Here is a 13,367-nt window from a genome sequence, read left to right as displayed (position 1 = left end):
GGACCCTAGAAGCCCCTGGTCCGCTTGGCCGCCCGGCGCTTGCCGGCGGAGCCGATCCGCAGGGTGAGCCGGGAGATCTCGGCACCCAGGTTCACCCCGATGGCGATGGCCATGGCCAGTGACACGGCCTTGGCCAGCGACACCAGCCCCTTGTCGACCTCGCTCTGCGCGATGGACAGCAGACCGAAGTACGTGGCCGAACCGGGCAGCAGCGGGCCGATAGCGGCCGTGGTGAACGGCAGTGCGGAGGCGAACTGATAGCGCGCCAGCAACTGCCCGAAGAGGCCCACCAGTCCGGCCGCCACCGCCGTGGACGCCACCGGCGAGATGTCCGCGGTGTAGCGCAGCGCGCCGTACACCGACCAGGCGACACCGCCGTTGAGCGTCACCCACAGCACGGTGGAGCGCTCCTGCTGGAGCAGCACCGCGAAGGTCAGCGACAGCACCATGGAAGCCAGGATCTGGATCACCGGGCGGGACGAGATGTTCAGCGCCGCGTCCGGGTTCAGCTCGCCGCCGACCTGCACCCCGAAGTACAGGACCGTCAGCACGCCGATCACGATGGCGACGAAGAAGTACATGACCTCCAGCAGCCGCGCGGCGGCGGTGATGTAGAAGCCCGTCAGCCCGTCCTGCACGCCCGCCACCAGCGCCCGGCCGGGCAGCAGCGCGAAGAGTCCACCGGTGATGACCGCGGACGCCTTCACGTCCACGTCCGCCAGCGCGAACGCCACGCCGATCGCGGCGGGCGGCATCGCGGCCACCGTGAACTGGTAGAACTCCGGCAGCCCGCGTCCGGCCAGCAGCCAGGCCAGCCGGTCGCCGAGCATCGCGCCCAGCGCCGCCGCGATGAACACGATCACGTCACCGCCGACCAGCACCGAGGCCGCGCCGGCCAGCCCTCCGCTGGCCAGGGTCAGCGCCCAGCCGGGGTAGGGGTGCCGGTTGCGCCGCATCTCCGCCAGCCGGCCGTACGCCTCCTCCAGGGAGAGGTGCGTCTCGGCGTCCGTGAGGTCGTCCACCAGCCGGAAGACCGCCGCCAGCCGGGTGTAGTCGGTGCCGCGCCTGCGGACCGTCCGGGACGCCGTCACCGGGTCCTCCACCAGGGAGGGCTGATAGGTGATCGACAGCAGCGTGAAGGTCACCGTCGGCTCGCAGCGGTCCAGCCCGTAGGACCGGCACACCGCGAACATCGCGGCCTCCACGTCCTCGGCGCCCTCGCCGCCCGCGAGCAGCAACTCGCCGATACGCAGGGTCAGGTCGAGCACGCGCGGGACCGCCGGGCCCTCGTCCTCGGAGCGCACCACCGGCTCCAGCGCCGGCCGCTCGGCCACCGGCATGCGCAGCATCGTGCGCATCCGGTCCTGCCAGGGCGCGTCCGTGATCAGCGTGATCATCGGGACGCCCGTCGCGGGGGTGAACGCGGCCGGCGCGTCCTTGACGCTGTACGTACGCGGCGTGTTGAACGCCGAGCCCTCCGGCTCGGCCTCCGCCTGCGCCGACTCCAGCCCCTTGGGCATGGCGAACTCGGACGTCGTCTCCGATTCGCCGCTCACCCTGGCGACCGCGAGTCCCTCCGGAATGGCGAACTCGGACGTGATCTCCGGGTCGAACGTGGCCCGCGCCTCGTCCGACCGGGGCTTGCGGTCCTCCGCCTCCGACACCTCGCACCGCTCCCTGAACGACACCTTCCGATTACGCCTCAGTATGCGCGTGAAAGCGCGAGCGGGCCGCACCGCCCCCACCGGGGCGGTACGGCCCGCTCGTCGCGGAACGGCAGGTCAGTGCCCGCCCTGCTCCTTCAGGCGCTTGTAAGAACGCTCGATCTCCGCCTCGGCCTCCTGGCGGCCCACCCAGTTGGCGCCCTCGACCGACTTGCCCGGCTCCAGGTCCTTGTAGACCTCGAAGAAGTGCTGGATCTCCAGGCGGTCGAACTCCGACACGTGGTGGATGTCGCGCAGGTGCTCCACGCGCGGGTCCGTCGACGGGACGCACAGCAGCTTGTCGTCGCCGCCGGCCTCGTCGGTCATGCGGAACATGCCGATCGCGCGGCAGCGGATCAGGCAGCCCGGGAACGTGGGCTCGTCAAGGATGACGAGCGCGTCCAGCGGGTCGCCGTCCTCGCCGAGCGTGTTCTCGACGAATCCGTAGTCGGTCGGGTAGGCGGTCGAGGTGAAGAGGCGACGGTCCAGGCGGATCCGACCGGTCTCGTGGTCCACCTCGTACTTGTTCCGCGAACCCTTCGGGATCTCGATCGTGACGTCGAACTCCACCGGTGGCTCCTCCATGATCAGCGCATAGTTCTGGTGATTAAGTGTCCCTCACGCAGGAGTGTGATCGCGAAAGGGGCTGGTGGTCGTGCCGGAGCTGGGACCTTTGCGGTCCGCGAGACCGCATGTGAAGCGGCTCACGGACGCCCTACGACCGAGTCTGGCGCACACGGCGTCCGTCGTGAAACCGCGTCTCGCCCGGTTGACGTCCGCCCTGCGTCCCGGACCCGGCCGGTCCGGTCCCAGGCCCGCTCGGACCTGGTACTTCACCGCCTCGGCGGCCACCGCCGGACTGGCACTGGCCGCCGGCGCAGTGGCCGTGGCCGGCCCCTTCGACGGCGCGGGTCAGCGTACGGCCGAGCGGGACCGCGCGGTCGCCCTCACGCTCGCACGTGGTGCAGATCACGACGGCGGCGGCACCGAGGCGGGCGGTCCCGACGCCGTACCGAGCGCCCCGCCCGTGCTGCGCGGGCTCGGCGGCGCCGCGGAGCCCGCGAAGTCCGGGAAGGTCCCGCCGAGCGGTATCGCGGGCGTCCTGGGCCCCCTGCTCGCCGACCCCGCCCTCGGTGAGGGCCAGGCCGCGGCCGTGGTGGACGTGGCCACCGGGAGTCGCCTGTACGGGACCCACTCCGACCAGGCGTTCACGCCCGCCTCCACCACGAAGATCGCCACCGCGGTGGCCGCGCTGTCCGCGCTCGGCCCCGACCACCGGCTCACCACCCGCACCGCGCTCGACCCCGACACCGGCGAACTGGTGCTGGTCGGCGGCGGCGACCCCACCCTCACCGCGCACAAGGCGAGCGGCGGCTGGGCGAGCCTGCGCACCCTGGCCGCCGGCACCGCCGCCGCGCTGAAGAAGCGGGGCGTCGAGAAGGTCACGCTGTCCTACGACACGACCCTGTACTCCGGCCCCTCGCAGCACCCCATCGGCGCCAACGACAACCTCGCCGAGGTCACCGCCCTCACCGCCGACGAGGGCCGCACCGACAACTCCAGCAGCGGGCCGGTGACCCGCGTGGCCGACCCGGCCGCCGAGGCCGCCCGCACCTTCGCGGGCCTGCTGAAGGAGGCGGGCATCACCGCCACCCCGCCCGGCCCCTCCAAGGCCACCGGGCGCGCGACGACCCTCGCGACCGTCTCCTCGCCCCCGCTGTCCGACGTGGTCGAGCGGATGCTGACCAACAGCGACAACGACATCGCCGAGGCGCTGGCCCGGCAGACCGCCCTGGCCTCCGGGCAGCCCGGCAGCTTCGCGGGCGGCGCCAAGGCGGTCGCCGCCCGGCTGACCAAGCTGGGGCTGCCGATGCGCGGCGCCTCCTTCCACGACGGCAGCGGGCTCGACCGGGACGACCGGCTCACCGCCGACCTCCTGACTTCCCTGCTCGCCACCGCCGCCGACCCCACCCGGCCCGGCCTGCGCCCCGTCCTCACCGGCCTGCCCGTCGGCGGGTTCACCGGCACCCTCGCCGAGCGCTACGCCGACGGCGGCGCGGCCGGTCTCATCCGCGCCAAGACCGGCACCCTGACCGGCGTCAACTCCCTGGCCGGCACGGTCGTCACCAAGGACGGCCGCCTCCTCACCTTCGCCTTCCTCACCTCAGGCACCACCGACCCCCAGTCCGCCCAGTCCGCCCTCGACCACACGGCCACCACCCTGGCCGACTGCGGCTGCGGCTAGCCGACCCCGCCAGCCCGGCTGCGTCTGCCTGCCCCGCCCGACGGACTGCCCCGACGGCGGGTGCTCACGTACGGTTGACGCATGACGAGCTTCGGTGGCACCGCTTCTCAGGGGATGGTCGACTGGAACCTCGCGGTGGCGACCGCGACGCGGCTCGTGCGGCCGGGGCCGGAGATCAGCCGGGACGAGGCCAGGGCGGTGGTGGCCGAGCTGCGCAGGCACGCCAAGGTCTCCGAGGAACACGTTCGCGCCTTCACCCGCATGGGGACCGAGGACGTCCACGACACCCCCGTACTGGTCGTCGACCGGCCCGGCTGGGTACGGGCCAACGTCGCCGGGTTCCGGGAGCTGCTGCGTCCCCTGCTCGACAAGATGCAGGAGCGGCGCGGCCCCGGCGCGGGCAACGCCGTCCTCGGTGCCGTCGGCGGCAAGGTGACCGGCGTGGAACTCGGCATGCTGCTGTCGTTCCTGTCCTCCCGTGTCCTCGGCCAGTACGAGACCTTCGCCCCCGCCGCCCCCGACCTGCCCGCGGGCAACGCGCCCGGTGGAGGCGGCCGGCTGCTGCTCGTCGCGCCGAACATCGTCCACGTGGAGCGCGAACTCGACGTGGACCCCCACGACTTCCGGCTCTGGGTGTGCCTGCACGAGGAGACCCACCGCACCCAGTTCACCGCCGTGCCCTGGCTCCGCGACCACCTGGAGGGCGAGATCCAGGCGTTCCTCGCGGAGACCGACGTCGACCCGATGACGTTCCTCGAACGCATCCGGGACGCCGCCCAGTCGCTCGCCGGGGGCCGTCCCGAGGGCGAGCAGGAGGACGGTGGACGCTCGCTGGTGGAGCTGGTGCAGAGCCCGGCCCAGCGGGAGATCCTCGGCCGCCTCACCGCCGTCATGTCCCTGCTGGAGGGGCACGCCGACTTCGTCATGGACGGCGTCGGCCCCGAGGTCGTGCCGAGCGTCGCCGAGATCCGCGAGAAGTTCCAGCAGCGCAGGGCCAAGGGCGCCTCCCGGCTCGACCTCGCGCTGCGCAAGCTCCTCGGGCTCGACGCCAAGCTGCGCCAGTACCGCGACGGCGAGCGCTTCGTGCGCGCGGTCGTCGACGAGGTCGGCATGGACGGCTTCAACCGGGTGTGGACCTCGCCCAACACCCTGCCCACCAAGGCCGAGATCTCCGACCCGGCCGGCTGGGTCGCGCGCGTGCACCGCACGACCGGACCCTGAACGCGGGCGGACGGCAGGGAAACGCCCCTCCAATCACCCGTCCGAGGGACCGTCAGCCATGCGTAGGCGTGCAATGCTCGGGGAAGGGCCCGCTTCTGTCACCATCGACGCACTCTGAGTGACCGGACTTCGGGCTCGTCCCCCGAAACTTCATGAAGGGAACCGGACATGGGTCCCCATCCCGCGGTCGCGGCGATACGCCTGGCGGTCCGCCGCGTCCTCCACGACATCGCCACCGGCCAGGCCGCCGAGCACGGCAGCACCGCGCACGGCAGCAGCGGCCACGGTGCCGTCGCCGTCGCCCACCGAACCGGCGGGCCGAGCGCCGCGCAGCGCCACCGGGGCCCCGCCCCCGCCACCGCGCCGCTCGTCCTCGTCGCCTGCTCCGGCGGCGCCGACTCCATGGCGCTCGCCTCCGCCCTCGCCTTCGAGGCCCCCCGCCTCGGCCTGCGCGCCGGCGGCATCACCGTCGACCACGGCCTCCAGCCCGGCTCCGCGCTGCGCGCCGAGGAGGTCGCCCTCAGACTGCGTGAACTCGGCCTCGCCCCCGTCGAGTCCGTCGCCGTCACCGTGGGCCGCGACGGCGGCCCCGAGGCGGCCGCCCGGGACGCCCGGTACGCCGCCCTGGACGCCGCCGCCGAACGCCACGGCGCCGCCGCCGTCCTGCTCGGCCACACCCGCGACGACCAGGCCGAGACCGTCCTGCTCGGCCTCGCCCGCGGCTCCGGCATCCGCTCCCTGTCCGGCATGGCCGCGGTCTCGGGGGCCGACGGCCGTTACCGGCGCCCCTTCCTCCACTTGGACCGGCAGACCGCCCGCAAGGCATGCCTGGTCCAGTCGCTGCCCGTCTGGGACGACCCGCACAACACCGACCCGGCCTACACCCGCTCCCGGCTGCGCCACGAGGGCCTGCCCGCGCTGGAGAAGGCGCTCGGCAAGGGCGTCGTGGAGGCGCTCGCCCGCACCGCGCAGCTCTCCCGGGACGACGCCGACGCCCTGGACGCCTGGGCCGGCCAGGCCGAGTCCTCCGTACGCGACGCCGAGGGCATGCTGGAGTGCGCCAAGCTCTACGCGCTGCCGCCCGCCGTGCGCCGCCGGGTGCTGCGCCGGGCCGCCATCGAGGCGGGCGCTCCGGCCGGTTCGCTCTTCGCCCGGCACATCGAGGAGATGGACCGCCTGATCACCGGCTGGCGCGGCCAGGGAGCCATCAATCTGCCGGGCAAGGTCGTCGCCCAGCGGCAGGGTGGCAGACTGGTGATTCGGCAAGGCTGAAATCCCGACCCCCGGAGCCCGACTCCGACGGGCCGGGCCTGCCGGTGGCCGCCGGCGCGGCCATACATGCGGGACGACCGAAAGTGATGCGGGTGGACGCGAAAGACATGGGTGCCGACCTCCAGCGGGTGCTCATCACCAAGGAAGAGATCGACGCGAAGCTGGCCGACCTGGCCGCGAAGATCGACGCGGAGTACGCGGGCAAGGACCTGCTGATCGTCGGTGTCCTCAAGGGCGCCGTCATGGTCATGGCGGACCTGGCGCGTGCGCTGTCCACCCCCGTCACCATGGACTGGATGGCCGTGTCCTCCTACGGCGCGGGCACCCAGTCCTCCGGTGTCGTCCGCATCCTCAAGGACCTCGACACCGACATCAAGGGCCGGCACGTCCTGATCGTCGAGGACATCATCGACTCCGGGCTGACCCTGTCCTGGCTGATCAACAACCTCGGCTCGCGTGAACCCGCCTCCCTGAAGGTGTGCACGCTGCTGCGCAAGCCGGACGCCGCCAAGGTCTCCATCGAAGTGGAGTGGGTCGGCTTCGACATCCCGAACGAGTTCGTGGTCGGCTACGGCCTGGACTACGCCGAGAAGTACCGGAACCTCCCGTTCGTCGGTACGCTCGCGCCCCACGTCTACGGCGGCTGACCCGAGCGGCGCACACCGCCGGGGAAGATCGGGAACCCCGGCGGGCTCCGTGACGTTGGAGCATTGGAAGACGGGCCGTGGTCCGTCCGGGCCGCCGAGTGCGGCTGCGGACGACGAGGCTGGGGTACCGTCAGAAGAACTGTCTTATCAAACTCACTATGGCAGGAGGGACGGGGCGTCACCGCTCCGTGTGGATGGACGTGAAGCGATACTTCCGTGGGCCGGTCATGTGGATCGTGCTGGCCGTCCTTGCCGTGGTCGTGTTGATGCAGGTCGTCGGCAATTCCGGCGGCTACAAGACGGTGGACACCGGCCAGGTCGTGGCGGCGATCAACGACAACAAGATCAAGTCGGCCAAGCTGACCACCGGTGACGAGCAGACCATCAAGGTCACGCTCAAGGACGGCGTCAAGGTCAAGGACAGCTCGAAGATCCAGGCGAGCTACATCGGCGACCAGGGCGTGGCACTGGCGCAGACCCTGCAGAACAAGTACCAGGACAAGCAGATCACCGAGGGATACACCGTCTCTCCCTCGAAGCAGAGCCCGTTCGTCGGCGTGCTGCTCACCCTGCTGCCCTTCGTCCTGATCGTGGTCGTGTTCCTGTTCCTGATGAACCAGATGCAGGGCGGTGGTTCGCGGGTCATGAACTTCGGCAAGTCCAAGGCGAAGCTCATCACCAAGGACACGCCGAAGACCACCTTCTCCGACGTCGCCGGCTGTGACGAGGCCGTCGAGGAGCTCCACGAGATCAAGGAGTTCCTCCAGGAGCCGGCCAAGTTCCAGGCCGTCGGCGCCAAGATCCCCAAGGGCGTGCTGCTGTACGGCCGCCCCGGTACCGGCAAGACCCTGCTCGCGCGTGCTGTCGCGGGCGAGGCCGGGGTGCCGTTCTACTCGATCTCCGGTTCCGACTTCGTCGAGATGTTCGTCGGTGTCGGTGCATCCCGCGTGCGTGACCTGTTCGAGCAGGCCAAGGCGAACGCCCCGGCGATCGTCTTCGTCGACGAGATCGACGCGGTCGGCCGGCACCGTGGTGCCGGGCTCGGCGGCGGTCACGACGAGCGCGAGCAGACCCTGAACCAGCTCCTGGTCGAGATGGACGGCTTCGACGTGAAGGGCGGCGTCATCCTGATCGCCGCCACGAACCGGCCCGACATCCTGGACCCGGCCCTGCTGCGTCCCGGTCGTTTCGACCGGCAGATCGCGGTCGACCCGCCGGACCTCCAGGGCCGCCTGGAGATCCTCAAGGTCCACCAGAAGGGCAAGCCGGTCGCGCCCGACGTCGACCTGGCCGCCGTCGCCCGCCGGACCCCCGGCATGACCGGCGCCGACCTGGCCAACGTGCTCAACGAGGCGGCGCTGCTCACCGCGCGCGGCGATCAGAAGCTGATCGACAACCACGCGCTGGACGAGGCGATCGACCGTGTGGTCGCGGGCCCGCAGAAGCGGACCCGGATCATGTCGGACAAGGAGAAGAAGATCACCGCGTACCACGAGGGCGGACACGCCCTGGTCGCGGCGGCCTCGCCGAACTCCGACCCCGTCCACAAGATCACCATCCTGTCGCGGGGCCGTGCCCTGGGCTACACGATGGTGCTCCCGGACGAGGACAAGTACTCGACCACGCGCAACGAGATGCTCGACCAGCTCGCCTACATGCTGGGCGGACGCGCCGCCGAGGAACTGGTCTTCCACGACCCGACCACCGGCGCCGCGAACGACATCGAGAAGGCCACCAACGTGGCCCGCGCGATGGTCACCCAGTACGGCATGACCGAGCGGCTCGGCGCCATCAAGTTCGGCGGCGACAACAGCGAGCCCTTCCTCGGCCGTGAGATGTCGCACCAGCGCGACTACTCGGAAGAGGTCGCCGGGCTGGTCGACGAAGAGGTCAAGAAGCTCATCGAGACCGCGCACAACGAGGCGTGGGAGATCCTGGTCGAGAACCGGGACGTGCTCGACAACCTGGTCCTGGCGCTCCTGGAGAAGGAGACCCTGGGCAAGGAGGAGATCGCCGAGATCTTCACGTCGATCCACAAGCGCCCGCCGCGTCCGGCCTGGACCGGCTCCTCGCGGCGTACGCCGTCCACCCGCCCGCCGGTGCTCTCCCCCCGGGAGCTGGCACTGACCAACGGTGCGAACGGCGCGACGCCCGCGATCAGCACGGTCAAGTCCACGACGACCGAGCACGGTCCGGTCCCGGAGCCGTCCCCCGAGGACCGCCCCGAGAGCTGACGCTCCCCGGCCACTGGCCGGAATGTATGCCGCGCCCCCCGGGTTCTAGCCTGGGGGGCGCGGCATTTCACCATGCCCGCGCGCTGGACGCACAGGAACGAGGCACCACATGACCGACCCCGTGACGCTGGCCGGAGACGGCACCATCGGCGAGTTCGACGAGAAACGCGCCGAGAACGCCGTCCGCGAGCTCTTGATAGCCGTCGGCGAAGACCCCGACCGCGAGGGCCTCCTGGAAACCCCGGCACGGGTGGCACGGGCGTACCGGGAGATCTTCTCCGGGCTCCGGCAGCGCGCGGAGGACGTGCTCACGACGACGTTCGACCTCGGGCACGACGAGATGGTCCTGGTGAAGGACATCGAGGTGTACAGCACCTGTGAGCACCATCTGGTCCCCTTCCGGGGCGTGGCGCACGTGGGCTACATCCCCTCGGTCTCGGGGAAGATCACGGGCCTGTCGAAGCTCGCCCGGCTGGTGGACGTGTACGCGCGCCGCCCGCAGGTGCAGGAGCGGCTCACCACGCAGATCGCGGACTCGCTGATGGAGATACTCGAGCCGCGCGGCGTGATCGTGGTGATCGAGTGCGAGCACATGTGCATGTCCATGCGTGGCATCCGCAAGCCGGGTGCGAAGACCATCACCTCGGCGGTGCGCGGTCAGCTCCGGGACGCCACGACCCGTAACGAGGCGATGAGCCTCATCATGGCGCGCTGACCGCGTCCCCTCGCCCTTTCCGCACCCCACTCGATCCGGCGGACCGGCGGCCCTCAGGCCGCCGGTTCCGTGCCGGTGGGTGGGGTGTCGTCGTCCTCGGGGAGGCGGCAGATGCGTTCGAGGAGGATGGCGGCCGCTATGACCGCGAAGCCGGCGAGGACGGAGAAGCCGGCGTAGATGGCCTGGTCGCGGCGGGCGGGGATGTCGAGGAGTTCCAGCAGGAGGACGCCGGTGCCGCCGTAGACGCCGCTGACCAGGGCGGCGACGAGCGCGCTGGCGTGGCCGAAGACCACCGCGCGGGCGGCCATCATCGGGTCGACGCCCTTGGCGTCGGGGCGGCGCTCACGCTGGGCCTTGAAGCGGGCGCGCAGGGAGAGCGCCGTGGCGAACAGGACCACGGCGATCAGCGCGAGCACGATGGGCGCGGCCACCGGTACGCCGGGCAGGGTGCCGAGCGAGTTCCAGAGGCGGGCGCCGGCCCAGGACAGGACTCCGGCGACGACGAACACGCCTGCCAGCACCCTGATGCGAAGCTGTTTCACGGTGTCCCTTCAGGTCCCCCCGGACCTGTCGGGCCCGTGGTCGTGTCGACCTTAACGACTACTCGGGCAGTCGGAGTTCCAGATCCGCGCGGGGCGCGACTCCCTCGCGGGTGACGGCGGACAGCAGACCGGCGACCGCGCCCTGGCCGGGCAGCTCGGCGGCGGGGTCCACGTCGTGCCACGGGGCGAGGACGAAGGCCCGCTGGTGGGCGCGCGGGTGGGGAAGGGTGAGCCGGGGGTCGGCGGAGGTGACGTCGGCGTAGGACACGATGTCGACGTCCAGGGTGCGCGGGCCCCACTGCTCGTCGCGGACCCGGTGGAACGCCTCCTCGACGGCCTGCGCCCGCTCCAGCAGGGAGGAGGGCGGCAGGGTGGTCTTCAGGACCACGACCGCGTTGAGGTACGAGGGCTGGCTGCCGGGCTCGACGCCCCACGGCTCGGTCTCGTACACCGGGGAGACGGCCTTGACGCGGACGCCCGGCGTGTCCTCCAGCGCGTCCACGGCGCCCTGGAGGGTCTCCAGGCGGTTGCCGAGGTTGGAGCCGAGGGAGAGGACGGCCCGCTGCGGGTTGTGCAGGGTGGAGTCGGCGTCGTCGACCTGCTGGACGACGGACGCGGGCACCGGCTGGACGGTCGGGTCGCTGTGACCCTTGCTGAAGGGGCGGGTCATGCTCGGCTCCGGAGAATGGTGACGGTCACGTCGTCGAAGGGGACGGTGATCGGGGCGTCCGGCTTGTGGACGCAGACCTCGATCTCCTGCACCCCCTCGTGCTTCAGACAGGTCTGCGCGATCCGCTCGGCGAGGGTCTCGATCAGGTTGACCGGTTCGCCCTCGACCACGGCCACGGCCTCCTCGGCCACGATGCCGTAGTGCACGGTCTTGGTGAGGTCGTCGTCGGCCGCGGCCGGGCGGGTGTCCAGACCCAGGACCAGGTCCACGATGAAGGTCTGGCCCTCCTCGCGTTCCTTGGGGAACACCCCGTGGTGCCCACGGGCCTTCAGGCCCCGCAGCGCGACACGATCCACGCGAATCACTCCTGCAATCGTCGGGAACGGCCGGTCGCTGCCGCGCTCGGGCGGCACACCGGCCCTGGACGAATCTACCTGCGCGCACGGACCCGGCCGGGCCACGGGGGTGTGGCCCGGCGCCGGTACCGGAAGGGTTCACCCGGTGTTCGCCCAGGTGTCTGCCCAGGGGGACCGGTCGTGCCGTCGGCTGGTAGCCGCACTTACCCCGGCGAAGGTGATTCCAACCACGTTCCGGAACCGTCCGGGCCGGGGCCCGGCTCAGGCGAGCGTGCCGTCGTCCGGGCCGACGCCCTCGTCGCCGTCCACCCCGCCCTCATCGTCTTCCTCGTCCTCCTCGGACGTCGCCAGGACCGGGGAGGCGTGGTGGGACCACAGCTTCCAGCCCTCGGGAGTGCGCCGGAACACATTGGTGGCGACGACGAGCTGCCCGACCAGCGGCCCCAGCTCCTCGCCCTCCTCGGGTGCGGGCCCGCCGCTGAGGATGTTCTCGGTGCAGCTCACGATCGCGGTGTTCCCGGTGACGGAGACATGCACGTCGGTGAGGAAGAACTGGATGTAGTCGGTGTTCGCCATGATCAGCGCGTACGACCTGAGCACCTCGCCCCGCCCGGTGAGCACCGGCCAGCCGGGGTGGACGCAGGAGACGACCCCGGTGTCGGCGGGGTCGTGGTACTCCTCGTCGACGCCCAGGTCGGAGGGGGCCAGCCAGAGCCCGGCCACCTCCTCGAAGTCGCCGCGCTCCATCGCCTCGTAGAAGGAGGTGTTGGCGGCGGACACCTCTTCGACATCGACGTCCGCGGCGCTCACCGGGCGCCCTCCACCGCGCGGGCCACGCGGACCGCGTCGGCCGTGGCACGGACCTCGTGGACGCGGACGGCCCAGGCACCGGCCTGGGCGGCGAGGGCGGAGACGGCGGCGGTGGCGGCGTCGCGTTCGCGGGCCGGCGGGGTGGTGCCCCCGGGGCCGGCCAGGACATGGCCGAGGAAGCGTTTGCGGGAGGCGGCGACCAGCAGGGGATGGCCCAGCGCGCGCAGCCGGTCGAGGTGGGCGAGGAGGGCGAGGTCGTGCTCCGCCTCCTTGGAGAAGCCGAGGCCGGGGTCGATGACGACGCGCTCCGGGGCGACGCCCGCCGCGAGGACGGCCTCCACGCGCGCGTGCAGCTCCTCGCAGACCTCGGTGACGACGTCCTCGTAGACGCCCCGGACATTGCCTCCCTCCAGGAGGCCGCGCCAGTGCATGACCACGAAGGGGGCGCCGGTCCGTGCGACCACGGGCAGCATCGCGGGGTCGGCGAGGCCGCCGCTGACGTCGTTGACGAGGACGGCGCCCGCCGCGAGCGCCTGCTCGGCGACGGCCGCGCGCATGGTGTCCACGGAGACCAGCACGCCCTCGGCGGCCAGTCCGCGCACGACGGGGACCACGCGGCGCAGCTCCTCGGCCTCGTCGACGCGGGTCGCGCCGGGCCGGGTGGACTCGCCGCCGACGTCGACCAGATCGGCGCCCTCGGCCGCGAGGTCGAGCCCGTGCTTGACGGCGGCCGTGGTGTCGAACCAGCGGCCGCCGTCGGAGAAGGAGTCGGGGGTGACGTTGACGACGCCCATGACCGCGCAGCGGTCCCACGTCGGAAGACCCGCCACTTCGCCGCGCCCGATGAGGTTCTTCATACGTTCAGCGTAGGCCCCGAGGTGCACGGCGAAGGTGCGCGGGTCGGTACGGAACGGCCCCTTCCGGACCGCCTCGGCAAGGCGGTCCGGGGCCT

At 71.8% G+C, this 13,367-nt stretch carries 13 protein-coding genes; 6 read left to right on the top strand and 7 right to left on the bottom strand.

What is annotated here, in order from left to right:
• Nucleotides 1-5: 5 nt before the first annotated feature.
• Together OG448_RS13545 and OG448_RS13540 are read right to left on the bottom strand one after the other, a co-directional pair.
• On the bottom strand, nt 6-1,664 hold the full coding sequence (locus OG448_RS13545; protein WP_405553832.1) for a threonine/serine exporter ThrE family protein: 1,659 nt from the start codon (nt 1,662-1,664) through the stop codon (nt 6-8).
• A 117-nt stretch (nt 1,665-1,781) separates the two neighbouring features.
• On the bottom strand, nt 1,782-2,273 hold the full coding sequence (locus OG448_RS13540) for an inorganic diphosphatase (protein ID WP_391297778.1): 492 nt from the start codon (nt 2,271-2,273) through the stop codon (nt 1,782-1,784).
• Nucleotides 2,274-2,352: 79 nt separating this feature from the next.
• On the opposite strand from OG448_RS13540, the gene dacB reads away from it, so the two are divergent.
• The 6 genes from dacB (at nt 2,353) to folE (ending at nt 10,037) form a co-directional block, all read left to right on the top strand.
• The gene (dacB, locus tag OG448_RS13535; RefSeq protein ID WP_405553830.1) at nt 2,353-3,948 is read left to right on the top strand and encodes a D-alanyl-D-alanine carboxypeptidase/D-alanyl-D-alanine-endopeptidase; all 1,596 of its coding nucleotides are present in this window, start codon (nt 2,353-2,355) and stop codon (nt 3,946-3,948) included.
• A gap of 114 nt (nt 3,949-4,062) precedes the next feature.
• A complete protein-coding gene (locus OG448_RS13530) occupies nt 4,063-5,169 on the top strand; it encodes a zinc-dependent metalloprotease (RefSeq protein ID WP_405558789.1) in 1,107 nt (368 codons plus the stop codon).
• Between the two features lie 168 nt (nt 5,170-5,337).
• Nucleotides 5,338-6,441: a tRNA lysidine(34) synthetase TilS gene (gene tilS / locus OG448_RS13525; protein WP_405553828.1), complete on the top strand. Its 1,104-nt coding sequence runs from the start codon at nt 5,338-5,340 to the stop codon at nt 6,439-6,441.
• A gap of 86 nt (nt 6,442-6,527) precedes the next feature.
• Nucleotides 6,528-7,088 (top strand): hypoxanthine phosphoribosyltransferase, encoded by a 561-nt coding sequence (gene hpt, locus OG448_RS13520; RefSeq protein WP_405553826.1) that lies wholly within the window; start codon nt 6,528-6,530, stop codon nt 7,086-7,088.
• A 194-nt stretch (nt 7,089-7,282) separates the two neighbouring features.
• Nucleotides 7,283-9,322 (top strand): ATP-dependent zinc metalloprotease FtsH, encoded by a 2,040-nt coding sequence (gene ftsH, locus OG448_RS13515; RefSeq protein ID WP_405553824.1) that lies wholly within the window; start codon nt 7,283-7,285, stop codon nt 9,320-9,322.
• 109 nt (nt 9,323-9,431) lie between these two features.
• The gene (gene folE / locus OG448_RS13510) at nt 9,432-10,037 is read left to right on the top strand and encodes a GTP cyclohydrolase I FolE (protein WP_030811287.1); all 606 of its coding nucleotides are present in this window, start codon (nt 9,432-9,434) and stop codon (nt 10,035-10,037) included.
• Nucleotides 10,038-10,090: 53 nt separating this feature from the next.
• Here the strand turns inward: folE and OG448_RS13505 are convergent, their stop codons facing one another.
• The 5 genes from OG448_RS13505 to folP all read right to left on the bottom strand — a co-directional run bounded on the left by OG448_RS13505 (nt 10,091) and on the right by folP (nt 13,272).
• Nucleotides 10,091-10,579 carry a DUF3180 domain-containing protein gene (locus tag OG448_RS13505; protein ID WP_161187141.1) on the bottom strand — a complete coding sequence of 163 codons (489 nt, stop codon included), beginning with the start codon at nt 10,577-10,579 and terminating at the stop codon, nt 10,091-10,093.
• A 58-nt stretch (nt 10,580-10,637) separates the two neighbouring features.
• Nucleotides 10,638-11,249: a 2-amino-4-hydroxy-6-hydroxymethyldihydropteridine diphosphokinase gene (gene folK / locus OG448_RS13500; protein WP_030811279.1), complete on the bottom strand. Its 612-nt coding sequence runs from the start codon at nt 11,247-11,249 to the stop codon at nt 10,638-10,640.
• A complete protein-coding gene (gene folB / locus OG448_RS13495; protein WP_030811277.1) occupies nt 11,246-11,605 on the bottom strand; it encodes a dihydroneopterin aldolase in 360 nt (119 codons plus the stop codon). The genes folK and folB overlap by 4 nt, the downstream gene beginning before the upstream one ends.
• 261 nt (nt 11,606-11,866) lie before the next feature.
• Nucleotides 11,867-12,415 carry a nuclear transport factor 2 family protein gene (locus tag OG448_RS13490; RefSeq protein WP_405553821.1) on the bottom strand — a complete coding sequence of 183 codons (549 nt, stop codon included), beginning with the start codon at nt 12,413-12,415 and terminating at the stop codon, nt 11,867-11,869.
• A complete protein-coding gene (gene folP / locus OG448_RS13485) occupies nt 12,412-13,272 on the bottom strand; it encodes a dihydropteroate synthase (protein WP_405553819.1) in 861 nt (286 codons plus the stop codon). The genes OG448_RS13490 and folP overlap by 4 nt, the downstream gene beginning before the upstream one ends.
• Between the last annotated feature and the right edge of the window lie 95 nt (nt 13,273-13,367).

Origin of the sequence: Streptomyces sp. NBC_01171, from assembly GCF_045039805.1 — a bacterium.
Taxonomy (GTDB): Bacteria; Actinomycetota; Actinomycetes; order Streptomycetales; family Streptomycetaceae; genus Streptomyces.
The sequence above is the reverse complement of the archived record's forward strand: the minus strand, read 5'-3'. Positions and strand labels throughout refer to the sequence as shown.

Bases quoted from the DNA above. Each gene is read 5' to 3' on its own strand.
- OG448_RS13530 (WP_405558789.1), top strand. From the start codon at position 4,063: ATGGTCGACTGGAACCTCGCGGTGGCGACCGCGACGCGGCTCGTGCGG.
- hpt (WP_405553826.1), top strand. From the start codon at position 6,528: ATGCGGGTGGACGCGAAAGACATGGGTGCCGACCTCCAGCGGGTGCTC.
- folP (WP_405553819.1), bottom strand. From the start codon at position 13,272: ATGAAGAACCTCATCGGGCGCGGCGAAGTGGCGGGTCTTCCGACGTGG.
- ftsH (WP_405553824.1), top strand. From the start codon at position 7,283: ATGGACGTGAAGCGATACTTCCGTGGGCCGGTCATGTGGATCGTGCTG.
- folE (WP_030811287.1), top strand. From the start codon at position 9,432: ATGACCGACCCCGTGACGCTGGCCGGAGACGGCACCATCGGCGAGTTC.
- folK (WP_030811279.1), bottom strand. From the start codon at position 11,249: ATGACCCGCCCCTTCAGCAAGGGTCACAGCGACCCGACCGTCCAGCCG.
- tilS (WP_405553828.1), top strand. From the start codon at position 5,338: ATGGGTCCCCATCCCGCGGTCGCGGCGATACGCCTGGCGGTCCGCCGC.